This is a genomic window from Mucilaginibacter sp. P5_A6, assembly GCF_056400585.1.
Map to the genome: position 1 here is coordinate 49,570 of NZ_JBFUKZ010000024.1, position 14,751 is coordinate 64,320.

General features: G+C 41.0%; 12 protein-coding genes. 6 read left to right on the forward strand and 6 right to left on the reverse strand.

The annotated features are described in order from the left end of the window. Nucleotides 1–23: 23 nt before the first annotated feature. The gene (locus AC1DO4_RS22080) at nucleotides 24–476 is read right to left on the reverse strand and encodes a response regulator (protein WP_477419737.1); all 453 of its coding nucleotides are present in this window, start codon (nucleotides 474–476) and stop codon (nucleotides 24–26) included. 126 nt (nucleotides 477–602) lie between these two features. Between AC1DO4_RS22080 and AC1DO4_RS22085 the strand changes: the two genes are divergently transcribed. After that, the gene (locus AC1DO4_RS22085) at nucleotides 603–2,735 is read left to right on the forward strand and encodes a sensor histidine kinase (protein WP_477419738.1); all 2,133 of its coding nucleotides are present in this window, start codon (nucleotides 603–605) and stop codon (nucleotides 2,733–2,735) included. An 11-nt stretch (nucleotides 2,736–2,746) separates the two neighbouring features. Here the strand turns inward: AC1DO4_RS22085 and AC1DO4_RS22090 are convergent, their stop codons facing one another. Further along, the gene (locus AC1DO4_RS22090) at nucleotides 2,747–3,451 is read right to left on the reverse strand and encodes an NUDIX hydrolase (protein ID WP_477419739.1); all 705 of its coding nucleotides are present in this window, start codon (nucleotides 3,449–3,451) and stop codon (nucleotides 2,747–2,749) included. Nucleotides 3,452–3,556: 105 nt separating this feature from the next. Between AC1DO4_RS22090 and AC1DO4_RS22095 the strand changes: the two genes are divergently transcribed. Further along, a complete protein-coding gene (locus AC1DO4_RS22095) occupies nucleotides 3,557–3,745 on the forward strand; it encodes a hypothetical protein (RefSeq protein ID WP_477419740.1) in 189 nt (62 codons plus the stop codon). Between the two features lie 235 nt (nucleotides 3,746–3,980). Here AC1DO4_RS22095 and AC1DO4_RS22100 read toward each other — a convergent pair whose 3' ends face one another. Beyond that, on the reverse strand, nucleotides 3,981–5,741 hold the full coding sequence (locus AC1DO4_RS22100; RefSeq protein ID WP_477419741.1) for an ABC transporter ATP-binding protein: 1,761 nt from the start codon (nucleotides 5,739–5,741) through the stop codon (nucleotides 3,981–3,983). 36 nt (nucleotides 5,742–5,777) lie between these two features. Continuing rightward, entirely contained in the window at nucleotides 5,778–7,532 is a 1,755-nt protein-coding gene (locus AC1DO4_RS22105; protein ID WP_477419742.1) for an ABC transporter ATP-binding protein, read from the reverse strand. 244 nt (nucleotides 7,533–7,776) lie between these two features. Between AC1DO4_RS22105 and AC1DO4_RS22110 the strand changes: the two genes are divergently transcribed. From AC1DO4_RS22110 to AC1DO4_RS22125, 4 genes are all read left to right on the forward strand, one after another. Continuing rightward, nucleotides 7,777–8,376, forward strand: coding sequence for a GNAT family N-acetyltransferase (locus AC1DO4_RS22110; protein WP_477419743.1), 600 nt, complete (start codon nucleotides 7,777–7,779; stop codon nucleotides 8,374–8,376). 408 nt (nucleotides 8,377–8,784) lie between these two features. Continuing rightward, the gene (locus tag AC1DO4_RS22115; RefSeq protein WP_477419744.1) at nucleotides 8,785–9,474 is read left to right on the forward strand and encodes an ABC transporter ATP-binding protein; all 690 of its coding nucleotides are present in this window, start codon (nucleotides 8,785–8,787) and stop codon (nucleotides 9,472–9,474) included. A gap of 3 nt (nucleotides 9,475–9,477) precedes the next feature. Beyond that, the gene (locus AC1DO4_RS22120) at nucleotides 9,478–12,036 is read left to right on the forward strand and encodes an ABC transporter permease (RefSeq protein ID WP_477419745.1); all 2,559 of its coding nucleotides are present in this window, start codon (nucleotides 9,478–9,480) and stop codon (nucleotides 12,034–12,036) included. Nucleotides 12,037–12,041: 5 nt separating this feature from the next. Next, on the forward strand, nucleotides 12,042–12,725 hold the full coding sequence (locus AC1DO4_RS22125; RefSeq protein ID WP_477419746.1) for an arylesterase: 684 nt from the start codon (nucleotides 12,042–12,044) through the stop codon (nucleotides 12,723–12,725). Nucleotides 12,726–13,412: 687 nt separating this feature from the next. Here the strand turns inward: AC1DO4_RS22125 and AC1DO4_RS22130 are convergent. Next, nucleotides 13,413–14,507, reverse strand: coding sequence for an SIR2 family protein (locus tag AC1DO4_RS22130; RefSeq protein ID WP_477419747.1), 1,095 nt, complete (start codon nucleotides 14,505–14,507; stop codon nucleotides 13,413–13,415). A 10-nt stretch (nucleotides 14,508–14,517) separates the two neighbouring features. Further along, complete coding sequence (locus AC1DO4_RS22135; protein ID WP_477419748.1) at nucleotides 14,518–14,751, reverse strand: hypothetical protein; 234 nt, start codon at nucleotides 14,749–14,751, stop codon at nucleotides 14,518–14,520.

Sequence of the window (14,751 nt, forward strand, 5' to 3'; positions counted from 1 at the left end):
TCCGGCAAATCTCTGCCAGTAACTCACGGCTTGCCAGCCTTAATAAGCGCTTCAAGTTCAAAGTTGGCTATTTTTAATTTATTGATAAGCTCTTTATTTTCTTTCCGCAATTCATATATTTCAATGGCATTTTGAATGTAAATTTTAAGCTCGTTGTTTTGCCAGGGTTTTACAAGGTATTTATAAACCTGCCCCCTGTTAATAGCATCCATTACGGCATTAACATCCGAAAAACCTGTTAAAAGTATCCGGATAGTATCAGGGTATATAGGTAAAATTGATTCTAAAAATTCAATACCTGTAGTATCAGGCATACGCTGATCAGTAATTATCACACCAATTTCCTGGGCGAGCAGCACCTGGCGACCTTCGGCAGCCGACTGGGCGGTATAAATATTAAAATTTCGCCTGAATGCCGCCTTAAAACTATTCAGATTATTTATCTCATCGTCAACATACAACACTCCTACGGCCATAGTAATAAATTTAGGTTAAATCGGCTTTTAATAATTGGTTATAAAGTCAAATGTATTGAAAGTTTTATTTTCTTCGCATTTTTATTATAATTATGCTTGATTATGTGCAAAACCCCTATAGTAAATATGAAGAAAATATTAATAGCCGCGTATTTACTATTATTGAATACTATAACTTTTGCCTATAATACAGATACGTTGGTTGTTTATGAAAACACATCCCAACTGTTAAACAACCATTATTTTTATGAACTTGATGATCCAGGTGCGCACTTATCAATAAACCAGGTTTTAAAAAGCCCTGGTTTTCATACAAGCAGCAGTTCCTTGCCTATTTTAAAACATTACAAATCAGCAACATGGATAAAGTTCAATCTTAAAAACAACGACACAAAACCTTTTATAATCATTAGTATCGATCCAAGTATTATTGATGAATTTGACCTTTATTATTCTGACAGGAAAGACTTTAAAACACATGACTTTGCAGCAGAAGACCAGCAGAATGAGCTTGAATCCCGAAATATTAATTATATAAGATGTCCTGTAGCACAGGGAACGTCAAATACTATTTATTTACGTATTAAAAGTAATCTTCCCGCTGTAATACCTGTAAAAGTTTACACCGAAGTAACCTTTATTAAAAGCAGGAATATTGAAAACATAATATATGGTGCATTTATAGGCATATTGCTTCTCAGTGCATTCTACAACTTACTGCTGCTTTTCATAGTTGGCGATATGAGCTACCTGTATTATATATTTTACATTATTTTTCTTGGCGCTTCGCAAACACTGCTGCATGGTTATGGAAATTATTTTACCGATAATAAAATTTTCATTAACAATTATATCACACCATTGGTAAGAATGTGCTTTGGTTTATCGGTATTACTTTTTACCGGGGAATTTTTACAGCTAAAACAAAATTTAAATAAGGGGTACAAAATCCATTTACTGTTATACGCATTGTTCGCCATAGTTTTTGCGGCCATTTTAGGTGGCTTTGTAGCTTTTGCCTATAGTTTAGTTAACTGGGGTTTGGTAATTACTGCAATGTACCTGCTTTTTATTGGTTCACGACTTTACCTAAAGGGATTTAAACCGGCAAAACTGTTTATGCTGGCCTGGAGTTTATTTTTAATAAGCCTGTTACTTTCCTTTGCACGCAATAAAGATCTTATCCCTTACAATGCATTTACTGCCAATGTTATACCTTTTGGTTTGGTAATTGAACTCATATTATTTTCGGCGGCATTGGCCGATAAAATCAATTTTTACAGAAATGAAAAAAATGACATTCAAAATTTTGCTATAGCGGTAGCGAAGGAAAATGAACGTTTAACAATACAGCAGAATATCCTGTTGGAAAATAAAGTAAAAGAACGTACTAATGAGCTCATCAGCGCCAACAAAGACCTTTCCAGAACCATTGATAACCTTAAAAACACACAACATCATTTGGTTGATACCGAAAAAATGGCATCATTAGGCAGGCTTACCGCTGGTGTTGCCCATGAAATTAATAACCCCATAAATTTTGTAAGTTCAAATGTAAAACCGCTCAGGCTCGATTTTGATGAGCTGTTTTTATTATTAAATAGATATGAAGAGCTTCTAAAAAAAACCGGTGATAAAGAACTTGTTCAGATAGCCAATACCTGCAGGCAAAGCATTAATCCTGATTTTATAAAAAACGAAGTAGCCATTTTACTTAACGGTATTGAAGAAGGTGCAAAACGCACCACCGAAATTGTTAAAAGCCTTTTCACCTTTAGTAATACAGATGGGCAGGTGTTAAAAATGCTCGATATAAATAAAGCTATACACGCAAACCTGCTTATTTTAAAGAGCACCATCCCATATTATATCGAAATTAAAACAGTTTTAAATATCCTGGAGCCCTTAAACTGCTACCCTGGCAACATCAACCAAATATTTATTAACCTGATAGCCAACAGCGTTTATTCTATAACAGCAAAAGAGCAACACCAAGACGATAAAATAACAATAATTACCCGGGACGTTATCGGCTATATTTCCATTGAAATAACAGATACAGGTATTGGCATGAGCGATGAAACAAAAGAACGCATATTTGAGCCTTTTTTTACTACTAAGAACATTGGCGAAGGTATCGGCTTGGGTTTATTTATAGTATTTGGTATTATTGAAAAGCACCACGGCAGTATTGATGTAATGTCATCACCCGGTAAAGGCACAACTTTTATTATAAAGATCCCTAAAAATTTAACCTGATATTTTTCTTCCTAAAAAAACTTCTCGGGGTTTGGCACCAGGTTCAGGAACGATTCAAAGTTTTGGGCGTAGTTTGATTGATCAAGCTTATAATAAAATGCCCCTTTTTTTGATGATAGCTTATCTTTTTCGGGTTGTTTCACCAACAGGCCTGTTGACAATAATTTGCGGCTGAAGTTCCTGTCATCAAATTTGGTTTGATACACTCCTTCATACAATGCCTGTAATTGCGGAATGGTAAATTTTTCGGGCAGCAACTGGAACAATATAGGGTGAAGTGCAGCTTTGTAACGCAATTGCCTTAACGCCAGTCTTACCATTTCGGCATGGTCGAATATCAGGTCGGGCATTTCATCCAGTAAAAACCATTCGGGATGAAACTCTTCGCTTAGCTGTTTTTCGTATTTGTGAATATCAATAAGCGCGAAATACGCGATGGACAAGGTACGTTCAACAGGGTCACGCTCCGGGCGGCCAAATACCTGGAACTGCTCCATATAAACATTTTTAAGCCCGGTACGTAATTCCAGTACACGGTTGGCGGCGTCACCCGGCGACTCCGAAGGCTGTATAAATCCCCCCATCAGGCTCCATTTGTGTTTTTCGGGTTCAAGGCCACGCTGTACAACTAACAGCTTAATGTTCCAACCATCAAACCCAAATATGATACAATCGGTTGCCACCAACATGCGTTTCTGGCCGCTATACTTCTGCATAATTCAGTTTAGTTTAGAGTTTATTTACAAGTGTAAAAATAATTATGCAATTTTTTATTGTAAAACGGACAACTATTTTTTGAGAAAGCAAATACCGTATTACCCATGCCGGCGACACCTTGCTTAAAACCTGGCAGCGCTGAAAAAGCTCCCGAAAAACAACGCCTTTTTATCGTCCTATCTGCATCTAAAAATGATACCTATAATGCACCGTTCACACACCTTTCATATACCTGCCAATCACTTACCGGTATCGGCCAAACGCCTTTTGATTACCTTTATAACATCCGTTAAATAATCCATAAACAACTTAAATACAAATAGTTAATTATAAAAAAGCAGATTTCAAAACATCTTTAGGCTATAACATTTGGGGCGTTTATCTTAAAGATAACCGCCCCAAATGTTTATATCCAAATTTACAAAAAACTCAGCAGATGTGCAATTTTTTGCTTGCAATGAAATACGCTGCAATGTGCCCGCGATAACAATCCTGTTTCTGTATTTTTAATGGCCGTGTCACTCCCCGCTAACTCACTCTTTTTCCCTTCAACAGCATAGCCATAGCATCATCCAGCGATCCCGCGCGAATCACTTCGCCCGAGTTAACAAAATAGATCTCATCGGCATTTTCAATAGTGTTAAGGCGATGGGCAATAATTACCCGTGTTGTGGTTTCGGGCAGTTTATCAAGAATGTCACTCAACAATTTTTCGGTAATAGTATCAATATTGGCGGTGGCCTCATCTAATATCAGGATCTGCGGATTACGCAGTACAGCCCGCATAAAGGCTATCAGTTGCTTTTGACCAAGGCTGATACTGTCTCCGCTTGATAATACCGGGGTTTCCAGTCCGTTCTCAAAAATTGCCAGCAGGCTGCCCAGGCTTGCATCTTTTATAACCTGCTCCAGTTGTTGGTTAGTATAGTCCTTGTATAGCTCATTACTGTATAAAATATTGTCTCTAACAGTGCCGCTAAACAGGAAAGGCTCCTGCAAAATAAAGCCTATCCTAAGGCTGCGCTCTTCGGCGGTATAGGTTCTGATGTCTTTTCCATCAAGCAGGATCAATCCTTTCGACGGATCATATAAACGGGCTATCAATGATGCTGTAGTGGTTTTACCGCCGCCTGTAGGCCCAACCAGGGCATATGTTTTACCCTGCTCCAGTTTAAAGCTTACATGGTGCAATATCTCCTTGCTTTCGTCATAGCTAAAATACACATCTCTAAATTCCAGCAAAGCGGCGTTTGAGTCTGTTAGGCCTGCTTCCATCCGGGGCAGGTCGCTTTCGAGCGCCAAAATCTGCGATATCCTGTCCCAACCTGCCATTGCCAGTTGAAAGTTTGACCACAAGGCCGCCAATTGCCTCAACGGGTTATAAAAAAGCGTGGTGTATGATAAATAACTTACCAGCAAACCAATAGAAAACTGCCCGTGGCTAATAAGATAAATACCAAAAGTAAGTACTATCAATTGTGCAATGCTGGCAAATAAGCCATAAACAGGCACAAAAACGTTATTAGCCAAACCAGCGCTAATAGCTGTTTTATAATTTTGCTTATTAACCATATCAAAGCGTTTCCTGAAATAATCGCGCCGGTTAAAAGCGATGATCACCTTAAAATTACTAAGGCTTTCCTGTATCTCGCCGCTTAAGCCCCCGGTACTTTTAAGGTTAGCCGCGTTTTTACTTTTTATCCATGGCGATAGTATCAGCGTTAAAAAAAGGATGATCAGCACCGGCGATAAAGCCGCGGCGCCAAGCTCGGGATGTATCAGCAGTAAAAATATACCCGCACCTATCATGGTAGATATATTGCCGATAAACTGCATCAGCGATTGCGAAAAAAACTGGTTTAGCTTATCGGTATCATTATTTACTCTCGATATCAGGTCGCCCGCTTTGTTCTGGTTAAAAAAGCCAACCGGCAATTGCTGCAGTTTGTTAAATATAGAGTTGCGCAGTGTAAACAACATCCGCTGCCCTACCCCGCCCATCAGCGTAGTTTGTTTGTAACTGGTAAACAGGGCGACAGTGTACATGCACAGCAACAAAATAGCGTTATGAATAACACCGCTAAAATTTTTATGCAGCACATAACTATCAAGGGTATGCCCAATAATAAGCGGCCCCAACAGGTTTAATGTCGAATTGATAAGTATGGCAATAACTGCTATAATAAGCGTTCGCTTTTCGTGCGATATAAGTTGAATCAGCTTTTTAAGCCCGGCAAAGGTTGATGTTTTTTGCGCTGTTTTACTAAGCTGGTTAAGATCGTAGTTCATTGTATTTTAATATTTTTCAGGTAGTAACTTTGGTAGTTAATGAGCAACGCCAGTTTCGTAATTGCTGGTACTTTGCTGCGAGTTGAAGATCTGCACATAATCGGGACTGGTTTTCATCAGATCTTTATGCACGCCGCGGGCTACAATTTCGCCTTCTGTAAGCAGGATGATCTGGTCATAATGCTCAACAGAGGCTATTTTTTGTGTTACCGATATCAGCGTTAAGCCCGGATAGTTTTTTTGAATATTGGCCAGGATCTTCTTCTCGGTATTGCCATCCACCCGCGCTGTAAAATCATCAAGCAATAAAACCCTGGGATTTACAGCCAGCGCACGGGCCAGCATGATCCGCTGTTTTTGACCGCCCGATAAACTCGATCCACGTTCGGATACAATGGTATTTAAGTGTTCGGGTAAACTACCAATAAAGTCTTCCAATTCGGCGGTATTAATAGCTTTCTGTAACGATTCATCGGTTACCGTATCGCTAAAGGCAATATTCTCGCGGATGCTCATGTTAAATATGATACTATCCTGGAAAACAAAACCCACCTGGCTATGAAATGATTCACTATTGTATACAGCAATGCTTTTGCCATCAAACAATACTTCGCCCTCACTGGCATTTATAAGCCCGGTGAGTAAATAAAGTAATTGCGATTTGCCGGCTGAGGTTGGGCCAATGATAGCAATTTTTGAATCTGCCGCTACTTTTAATGATATGCTTTTTAACGCAAACTTTTGCCCGTAAAGTACCGATACATTTTTGAGCTCCACATCACCTTTAAGCGTTTCTTTCAGCGAGCCGCCTTCAGCAACATCGGGCGCATCCAAAACAACACTGATGCGTGTGAACGATGCGGTGGCCTGTGCTATCAGGTTGCTCATAAAACCTAAAATAAATATAGGGAATATAAACAGCGATAAATAACTGTTAAAAGCGGCAAAATTACCCAGGCTCATACTGCCGGCTATTACAAAATGCCCGCCCATTACCAAAATGGTTAAGGCCGCCAAATTGGCTGTAAAGGTTACTATTGGTATTAACCCTGCAAAAAAGCCTAATATTCTTAAACCATAATCTTTAGCTTCGGTATTGGCACTCAAAAACTTATTATATTCCAGTTGCTGCGAGTTAATAACCCTGATGAGCGCTGCCCCCAGGATACTCTCGTTTATCACCTTATTCAGCTGATCAATAACGCCACGGCTTTTTATGAACAGCGCCCTTACCTTTTTTAAAACATACGCAAACGTGCCCCCAATAATGGGGATAATAGCAATAACCGCCAGTGCCAGTTTCCAGTTAATGGTAAGCAGCATTACGCTGCAGCCAATGATGATAAACAGCGATGATACAATAGAAACCAGTGCCTGCGAAACAAACAATTTTATAGATTCAACATCGGCAGTAAGGTTGGTTAACAGCTTGGATGGATTTGCCTGCTCAATAAAGGCATAGCTTTGGCGCGAGATTTTATCCGAAAGCCTTTGCCGCAGATCTCTTGCTACACGCTCCGAGGCATAAGTTTGGATAATGGTTTGCAGATAGCCAAAAACAAAGATAAACAGCGTGGCTATGGTGAATTTTTTAACAATATCATTCAGCACAAACTGCTTATGGGTATAGGCATCAATGCCGTTGGCAATTATTCTGGGTAGCCAAAGATTGATACCGTTGGCCAATAACGCGAACAATAACAGCAGCGATACCAGGCCCATATAGGGCTTAAGCAGACTAAAAACACCGGGAGGTTTACTATTTGGCTGTGGTTTGGTTTCTGGTTGCATATTTTGTTTGATAATTTGTCGCCTGTAATATTTAAAATACAGGCAACACTGGTATTATTTCGGTAAAAGTAAAAATTAAAGGAACTCCTTAGTATTAAATTATTCCCTTATTTGTTATGACGATTGAAAGCCCAATACATTTTAACAGTATTTTGAGATTTTTCTGGATTAACAGGATTCAATCCAGAGCAATCATGAATAGTTATTTATTTACTTTTAGCTTTATAAAAAAATCATACTATCAATGATCTCACTTTTTGACCCGGAAGCTAATTACATTTTAGAAGATGAAAGGGTATTGCTGCGCCCGCTAACAGCAGATGACCTGGAATACCTGCTGCCCTTTGCCGTTAACGAACCAGATACATGGAAATACTCTAACGTAAGCGCAAAGTATGAGGAAGGCATGACGCGCTATATAATGGCAGCCTTAAAAGCCCGTGCAGAAGCCCGTGAATATGCTTTTGTTGTTATTGATAAAACTACCGGCGAATATGCGGGTAGTACCCGCTATTACGATATCCAGCCAGGCTTAAATAGCCTGCAGCTGGGTTACACCTGGTACGCCGAAAAGTTCAGGGGATCGGGCTTAAATAAACACTGTAAATTTCTTTTGCTGCAATTCGCTTTTGAAGAATTGAATATGGTCCGCGTTGAATTCAGGGCCGATGCCCGTAACGAACGCAGCATAGCCGCCATGAAAAGCATAGGCTGCCAGGTAGAGGGCATTTTACGCAGCAACATGCCGTTGGAAGACGGCGGCAGGCGCGATTCCATTGTGCTCAGCATTTTAAAAGATGAATGGGAAAATGGCGTTAAGGTGAATTTAAAGGCGAGGTTGTAAGGAAGATTATAAAAGCGTGGGATGTGCGATTCCTTCCTTGGGGAAGGAGGAGGAAGGGGTTTTGCGAGCGATGGGACCGCTGCTATTCAAGCGTAAAAGTCCGGTGTAGAAACCCCTCCCTGCACCCTCCCGTTGGGAGGGAATCGCACGGGGCCGATCTTTTTGCAATCTTCCGAACGCATATGGGGATAACACGAATGGTTAACAATCTTCAAGGCTTTGCGTCTTCGCGTCTTTGCGTGACTTAAGTTTTAGATATTCCATCTGAGATCTTAAAAAACACGCCCATGTCATTAAATTAAAAAACTTATCTGTTTACAGCTATAAATGGCTCAATTCCCGGATATTTATGCAAATCGATATAGTAACAAATTGGTTTGTAAATTATCCTAACATAAAAATTATCCTTTGGAAACTATTCTTAATATTTTAAACCTCAGTAAAACTTACCACAGCGCCGGGCGTACGCTTACGGTACTTAATGATATCAACTTCGCTATAACCGAAGGTTCAACCAACGCTATTGTTGGCCCATCGGGCAGCGGCAAAACCACCCTGCTGGGTTTATGTGCCGGGCTCGACCGTTCAAGCGCCGGTTCTGTAGAACTAAACGGGATTAACCTGGGCAATTTAACCGAGGACCAGCGGGCGCAGGTACGTAACCAGTATGTGGGTTTTATATTCCAGAATTTTCAATTGTTGCCTACACTTACCGCACTGGAGAATGTGATGGTGCCTTTAGAGCTCCGGAACGAAAAAAACATTAAAGCCAGGGCGCTGGACTTACTGGATAAAGTTGGCCTGGCCGACCGTGGTCACCACTACCCTGCTCAGTTATCGGGCGGCGAGCAGCAAAGGGTATCGCTGGCACGTGCCTTCTCCAACTCGCCCAGGATCCTGTTTGCTGATGAACCAACCGGTAACCTGGACGCTGAAACCAGCGAAAAGGTGGTAAAACTAATCTTCGACCTGAATAAAGAGGCCGGCACCACACTGGTTTTGGTAACGCACGACCTTGACCTTGCAGCCAGAACGCAACGCATCATCAGGATACGGGGCGGCAAACTGGTATCTAACGAAAAAACAATTAACGGGTAAGCTATGGGTATCGATCCGGTTAATTATAAAAGAAAAGTAAACATAAGCTGGCTGTTCAATATGGCCTGGCGCGATAGCAGGAAAAACCGTTCAAGGTTATTTCTCTTTATATCGGCCATTGTGTTTGGCATAGCCGCGCTGGTGGCCATCTACTCGTTCAGGTATAATGTGCAAAGCGATGTAAACGGGCAGGCTGCTACGCTCATCGGTGCCGATCTATCGGTATCGGGCAATAAACCTGTGGATCCAAAACTAAAACACATCCTTGATTCTTTGGGAGACGAAAGATCAACCGAACGCAGCTTTGCCTCCATGGCCTACTTCCCAAAAACCAAAGGCACAAGACTGGTACAAATAAGGGCTTTACAGGGCGATTACCCCTACTATGGCGTCATTGAAACTACACCAGAGGCAGCCGGAAAGGCTTTCAAAAAAGCGAAAGCCGCCCTGGTTGATAAAACGCTGATGCTGCAATTTGGCGTAAATGTTGGCGATTCGGTACGGGTTGGGAAAGAAATGTTCCTGGTTGCGGGCACACTGAACAAAGCGCCGGGGCAAAGCGGGGCTATGGCGGGGATTGCTCCTGTGGTTTACATCCCTATGCAGTACCTGGAGCAAACCGGGCTCATGAAAACCGGCAGCCGGGTTAACTATATTTTTTATTATAAATACAACCATAAGGTTGATATGGGCAAGCTTACCAAAAAGCTCGGCCCTATAGTAGACAAAGCCGGCATGGGCTATGAAACCATTGAAATGCGCAAGGAAAATACCGGTCGCGCCTTTGGCGATTTAGGCAGATTCCTGTCGCTGGTTGGGTTTATAGCCTTACTGTTGGGTTGTGTTGGCGTTGCCAGTGCTATCCATATTTATGTGCGCGAAAAAATTGCTTCCATTGCTATTATGCGCTGTTTGGGCGTTAAAGCATCCGAAGCATTTTTGATTTACCTGGTACAGATAGCAGGTATCGGGCTTATCGGTTCCGTAGTTGGCGCGGCATTGGGTACAGCTATTCAGCATTTACTGCCAATAGTATTTAAAGACTTCTTGCCGTTCACCATTTCTGTAGAAATTTCGTGGCTGGCCATTTGGCAGGGTATTTTGTTAGGGGTTATCATCTCTATCCTGTTTGCCTTACTGCCGCTGATATCCGTACGTAATATATCGCCATTGAATACCTTGCGCATGTCTTTTGACGACGCTGGCAGCAAGCGCGATCCTTTGCGCTGGTTGGTTTACCTGTTGATTGTAGGATTTGTTGCAGGTTTTACTTACTTGCAATTAGATAGCTGGCTGGGGAGTTTATTTTTCACACTTGGCATCCTGGTAGCTTTTATGATACTGGCTGCTGTAGCCTGGTTACTTATGCGGGTAATGAAACTGCTTATCAACAGTAGGTGGAACTATTTATGGCGACAAGGCTTTGCCAATTTATACCGGCCAAATAACCAAACGCTTATCCTGATGGTTTCCATCGGATTAAGCACGGCATTTATTTGCACGTTGTTTTTTATCCAGAGCATCCTTATTGGCCAGGTAAATTTATCAAACAGCGCTAATCAATCCAACATGATATTGTTTGATATCCAAAAAAGCCAAAAGAATGCCGTTGCCGATTCAACGCGCAAGCAAGGTTTGCCGGTATTGCAGCAGGTGCCAATTGTTACGGTACGATTAGAACAGATCAACGGAAAAACCGCGGCCGATGTAATGCGGGATACAACCATCCAAATTCCTCATAGTGTTTTTACCTGGGAGTACCGGGTAACCTTCCGCGATACACTTTCAACTTCCGAGAAACTTTTGGATGGCACCTGGATAGGTAAAGCCGAGGCGGGCAAGGATATACCGGTATCGGTAGAAGAAAACCTGCAGAAACGTGCTCACCTCAAAGTGGGCGATAAACTGGTATTTAACGTGCAGGGCGTATCGATGCCTGCTTATGTAGCCAGCATCCGTAAGGTAAACTGGGGCAAGGTACAAACCAATTTCCAGGTTGTTTTCCCTACAGGAGTTTTGGAAGATGCACCGCAGTTCCAGGTACTGCTTACGCATGTACCATCAAATAAAGTATCGGCTAAATTTCAGCAGGCAATCGTAAAACAGTTTCCTAATATTTCTATTATCGACCTGGGCCTGGTATTAAGTATCCTGGATGAATTATTAGGTAAGATAAGTTATGTTATCCGTTTCATGAGTGCGTTTAGTATTATTACCGGTATTGTAGTTTTGATAGCTTCGGTACGCATCAGCAAATATCAGCGGATACAGGAAAGCGTTTTGCTGCGAACCCTGGGCGCAAGCCGAAAACAGATTTTTGCTATAACGGCTTTGGAATATTTGTTCTTGGGCAGCTTATCTGCCTTAACGGGAATCCTGATAGCGGTTGCAGGAACCTGGTTCCTGGCAAAATACAGCTTCGAAATCCCGTATGCAGTAAGCTTTATACCGGCTTTTGTATTATTTTTAGTCATCACTATACTAACTGTCGTTATTGGCTTGTTAAATAGCCGTGGCGTATTAAACAAACCACCGTTAGAAATATTGAGGGCAAACGCTTAATTATTATGCACAAACTAAAATTAACATACCTGCTGCTTTTTGTAAGTGTTGTATTATCGGCCTGCGGCGAAAAAAACAAACCGGCTTCCCCTGCTTCGGGCCAGGCCGATGCTACTACCAGGGCCGATGCATCGGCAGTAAAAACTGTTTTGTTTTTTGGCGATAGCCTTACAGCCGGTTACGGTTTGGATGATCCTTCGGATGCTTTCCCCGGCGAGATCGCAAAGAAGATCGATTCGCTGAAAATGCCTTACAAAGTGATTAATGCCGGCGTAAGCGGCGAAACATCTGCAGGCGGCAACAGTCGGATAGATTGGACATTAAAGCAAAAGGTTGATGTTTTTATACTGGAATTAGGTGCAAATGATGGTTTACGCGGTATCCCGCCTAACGAAACTACCAAAAACCTGCAATCCATCGTAGATAAGGTAAAGACCAAATACCCTGAAGCGAAACTGGTAATGCTGGGCATGCAGGTACCCCCTAATATGGGTGCCGATTATGTAAATAAATTTAAAGCCGTATTCCCGGCAATTGCTGCAAAAAACAAAATGGCGCTGGTACCCTTCCTGTTGCAGGGTGTGGGCGGTCACCCGGATCTGAACCAGCCGGACGGCATCCATCCTACAGAAAAAGGCGCCAAAATAGTAGCTAATAATGTTTGGAATGTTTTAAAGGGGCTTTTATAAGAAACTGTCTAAATTTGATTTATTAATGTTTTATACTTCGAATGAAACACAKATCCACGCGTCATTGCGAGGCACGAAGCAATCCCCACCTTACAGAGTTGCTTTGCAAATCCGATCCGCATAGTTCGGGATTATTAATGTTGTGTTTTTATTTTTATATGTATTAATGAGCTCCCTGCGGTCAGTTATCTTCGTGCCTTATAATGAAGCGTTTATAAATTACTGATTACCAATATTAATTTTAATATAATGCTATGACATTGCGAGCACCCACCAGTTAAGCTGGAAAAAATAGTAATGACATTGCTGCACATGGGGCTGTTGTAGAGACGCATAATTGCGTCTCCCACAGGACATTCAGGATTTGCAAGGCCGATTTGCAAGATCAATTTGCATGTGTGATTTGCACGCGGGAGACGCAATTATGCGTCTCTACGTTGAAAACTTAAAAAAAACATATTTGATAATCAATAACTTACAATTACGTCATTATAAGGAACGAAGCAATCGCGAGCTATACCTAGTGGAGTTGCACAATTCGCGATTGCCGCGCTGCGCTCAATGACATGGTTGTTATGAGCCCCCTAAAGCCAGCACGTCATCCCTATTTTTTCCATGATTATCCTGGTGGTTACTCGCAATGACGACCAGTTTTTTATTTTTAGACAGCCTCTTATAAAGGCTCATTTAAACCGCCTTCCGCACTTTTTGAGATTTAGATAAGTAATCCTCCAATCCTAATGATGAATAATTTATAGCATTGCCAAATAAGTTAATATAATTTGATTTTGGTTTTTCATCTTTTAAAACCACATCAACCTCTAATTTATTTTTCTTTTGCCTCCCATTAATGCCACGCATAATTATAGATTTAATGGCAAGATCTTCTGAAGGTAAAGAATAGCCTATAAAAATGAGTTTATCTGCTTTACGGATAGCTTCCATAGCCCCTTTCCAGATCTGTAACAGGTTTGAATCCCTGATATCCCTTACAAAAGAAGGGGTAACCATTACGCTTTTTAAGGTAAGCGAGTTATTGCAAACGCAGGTATTATCCATCTTTTTTTTGGTTGTGTATGCCTGGTGCAAAATACTTCCATATGGATTTATATAGTATTGCCCGCAATAATCGCACTTTACCCAGTTAAGCGAGCCATGAAGCTTAAAGTATTTAAAAAGCGGCCGGCTTTGCTGAAACTCTATTTCATCTGTATGTACGCTTCTATAATTAATGCCGTAATCTATCCTGTTATTTTCGGCTGCGCTAACAAATTGCTCATCAATAATTAAATCATAATTAGTAGTAATTATACTTACGGTGCCATTTTTCTTTTCCAGCTTTATGGGGTCAAAAAACAATGGAAGCAATTTCTCCTCGCTTTTTGAATAATCTGTTAAATGATAAGCTATCAGTAATTCATCAACAGCCCTTTTCAACAAGGCCTGAAAATCCCTGAGGTTTCTTTCATTAAGTTTTGGATGCGGCGGCATGTTGTGCAAACAGCAATGATCAACAAATGATAAAACCTCGGTTATATTAGCAATATCCTGGGTTTGATTTAAATCATTTTTTTTGAAGTTTTTTAAGCCGGGATAAATCAGGTACAGGTATTGCAAAAGTTTTTCTTCCTGCTCCCATTCTTCATCTGTTTTGGTATCACCTAATTCAAACAGGTCATGTTTTAAAAGTTTTGATAATATCTCGGGCATAATCTCGCCGGTAAGTGGATATCCAAAGCTTTTACTGAAACCGGCACCCAAAAAATAAACTACATCTTTCATTACGCTACTTTTATATCCTCTTTAAATAGTTCATGGCTTTATCAGCAACAATTAATAACCGGAATGTTTTGAAACCTGCCTGATAAGCAGGAACCGTGTAAGCAAAATGGATAAGCTTATCTGTAAATACAATACCTGTATCAGGCAGGGCTCCGGTTAATATTATTCCACCCGGTGAAATTTGGTTCTGGGAAGGGGGATATTGTTGCGGTTGATCTCCTTGCAGAGAGATTAAATTTTCCAT

Excerpts from the sequence above, each read along its gene's own strand:
- AC1DO4_RS22080 (WP_477419737.1), bottom strand. The coding sequence starts at position 476 with ATGGCCGTAGGAGTGTTGTATGTTGACGATGAGATAAATAATCTGAAT.
- AC1DO4_RS22085 (WP_477419738.1), top strand. The coding sequence starts at position 603 with ATGAAGAAAATATTAATAGCCGCGTATTTACTATTATTGAATACTATA.
- AC1DO4_RS22090 (WP_477419739.1), bottom strand. The coding sequence starts at position 3,451 with ATGCAGAAGTATAGCGGCCAGAAACGCATGTTGGTGGCAACCGATTGT.
- AC1DO4_RS22095 (WP_477419740.1), top strand. The coding sequence starts at position 3,557 with ATGCCGGCGACACCTTGCTTAAAACCTGGCAGCGCTGAAAAAGCTCCC.
- AC1DO4_RS22100 (WP_477419741.1), bottom strand. The coding sequence starts at position 5,741 with ATGAACTACGATCTTAACCAGCTTAGTAAAACAGCGCAAAAAACATCA.
- AC1DO4_RS22105 (WP_477419742.1), bottom strand. The coding sequence starts at position 7,532 with ATGCAACCAGAAACCAAACCACAGCCAAATAGTAAACCTCCCGGTGTT.
- AC1DO4_RS22110 (WP_477419743.1), top strand. The coding sequence starts at position 7,777 with ATGATCTCACTTTTTGACCCGGAAGCTAATTACATTTTAGAAGATGAA.
- AC1DO4_RS22120 (WP_477419745.1), top strand. The coding sequence starts at position 9,478 with ATGGGTATCGATCCGGTTAATTATAAAAGAAAAGTAAACATAAGCTGG.
- AC1DO4_RS22125 (WP_477419746.1), top strand. The coding sequence starts at position 12,042 with ATGCACAAACTAAAATTAACATACCTGCTGCTTTTTGTAAGTGTTGTA.
- AC1DO4_RS22130 (WP_477419747.1), bottom strand. The coding sequence starts at position 14,507 with ATGAAAGATGTAGTTTATTTTTTGGGTGCCGGTTTCAGTAAAAGCTTT.
- AC1DO4_RS22135 (WP_477419748.1), bottom strand. The coding sequence starts at position 14,751 with ATGGAAAATTTAATCTCTCTGCAAGGAGATCAACCGCAACAATATCCC.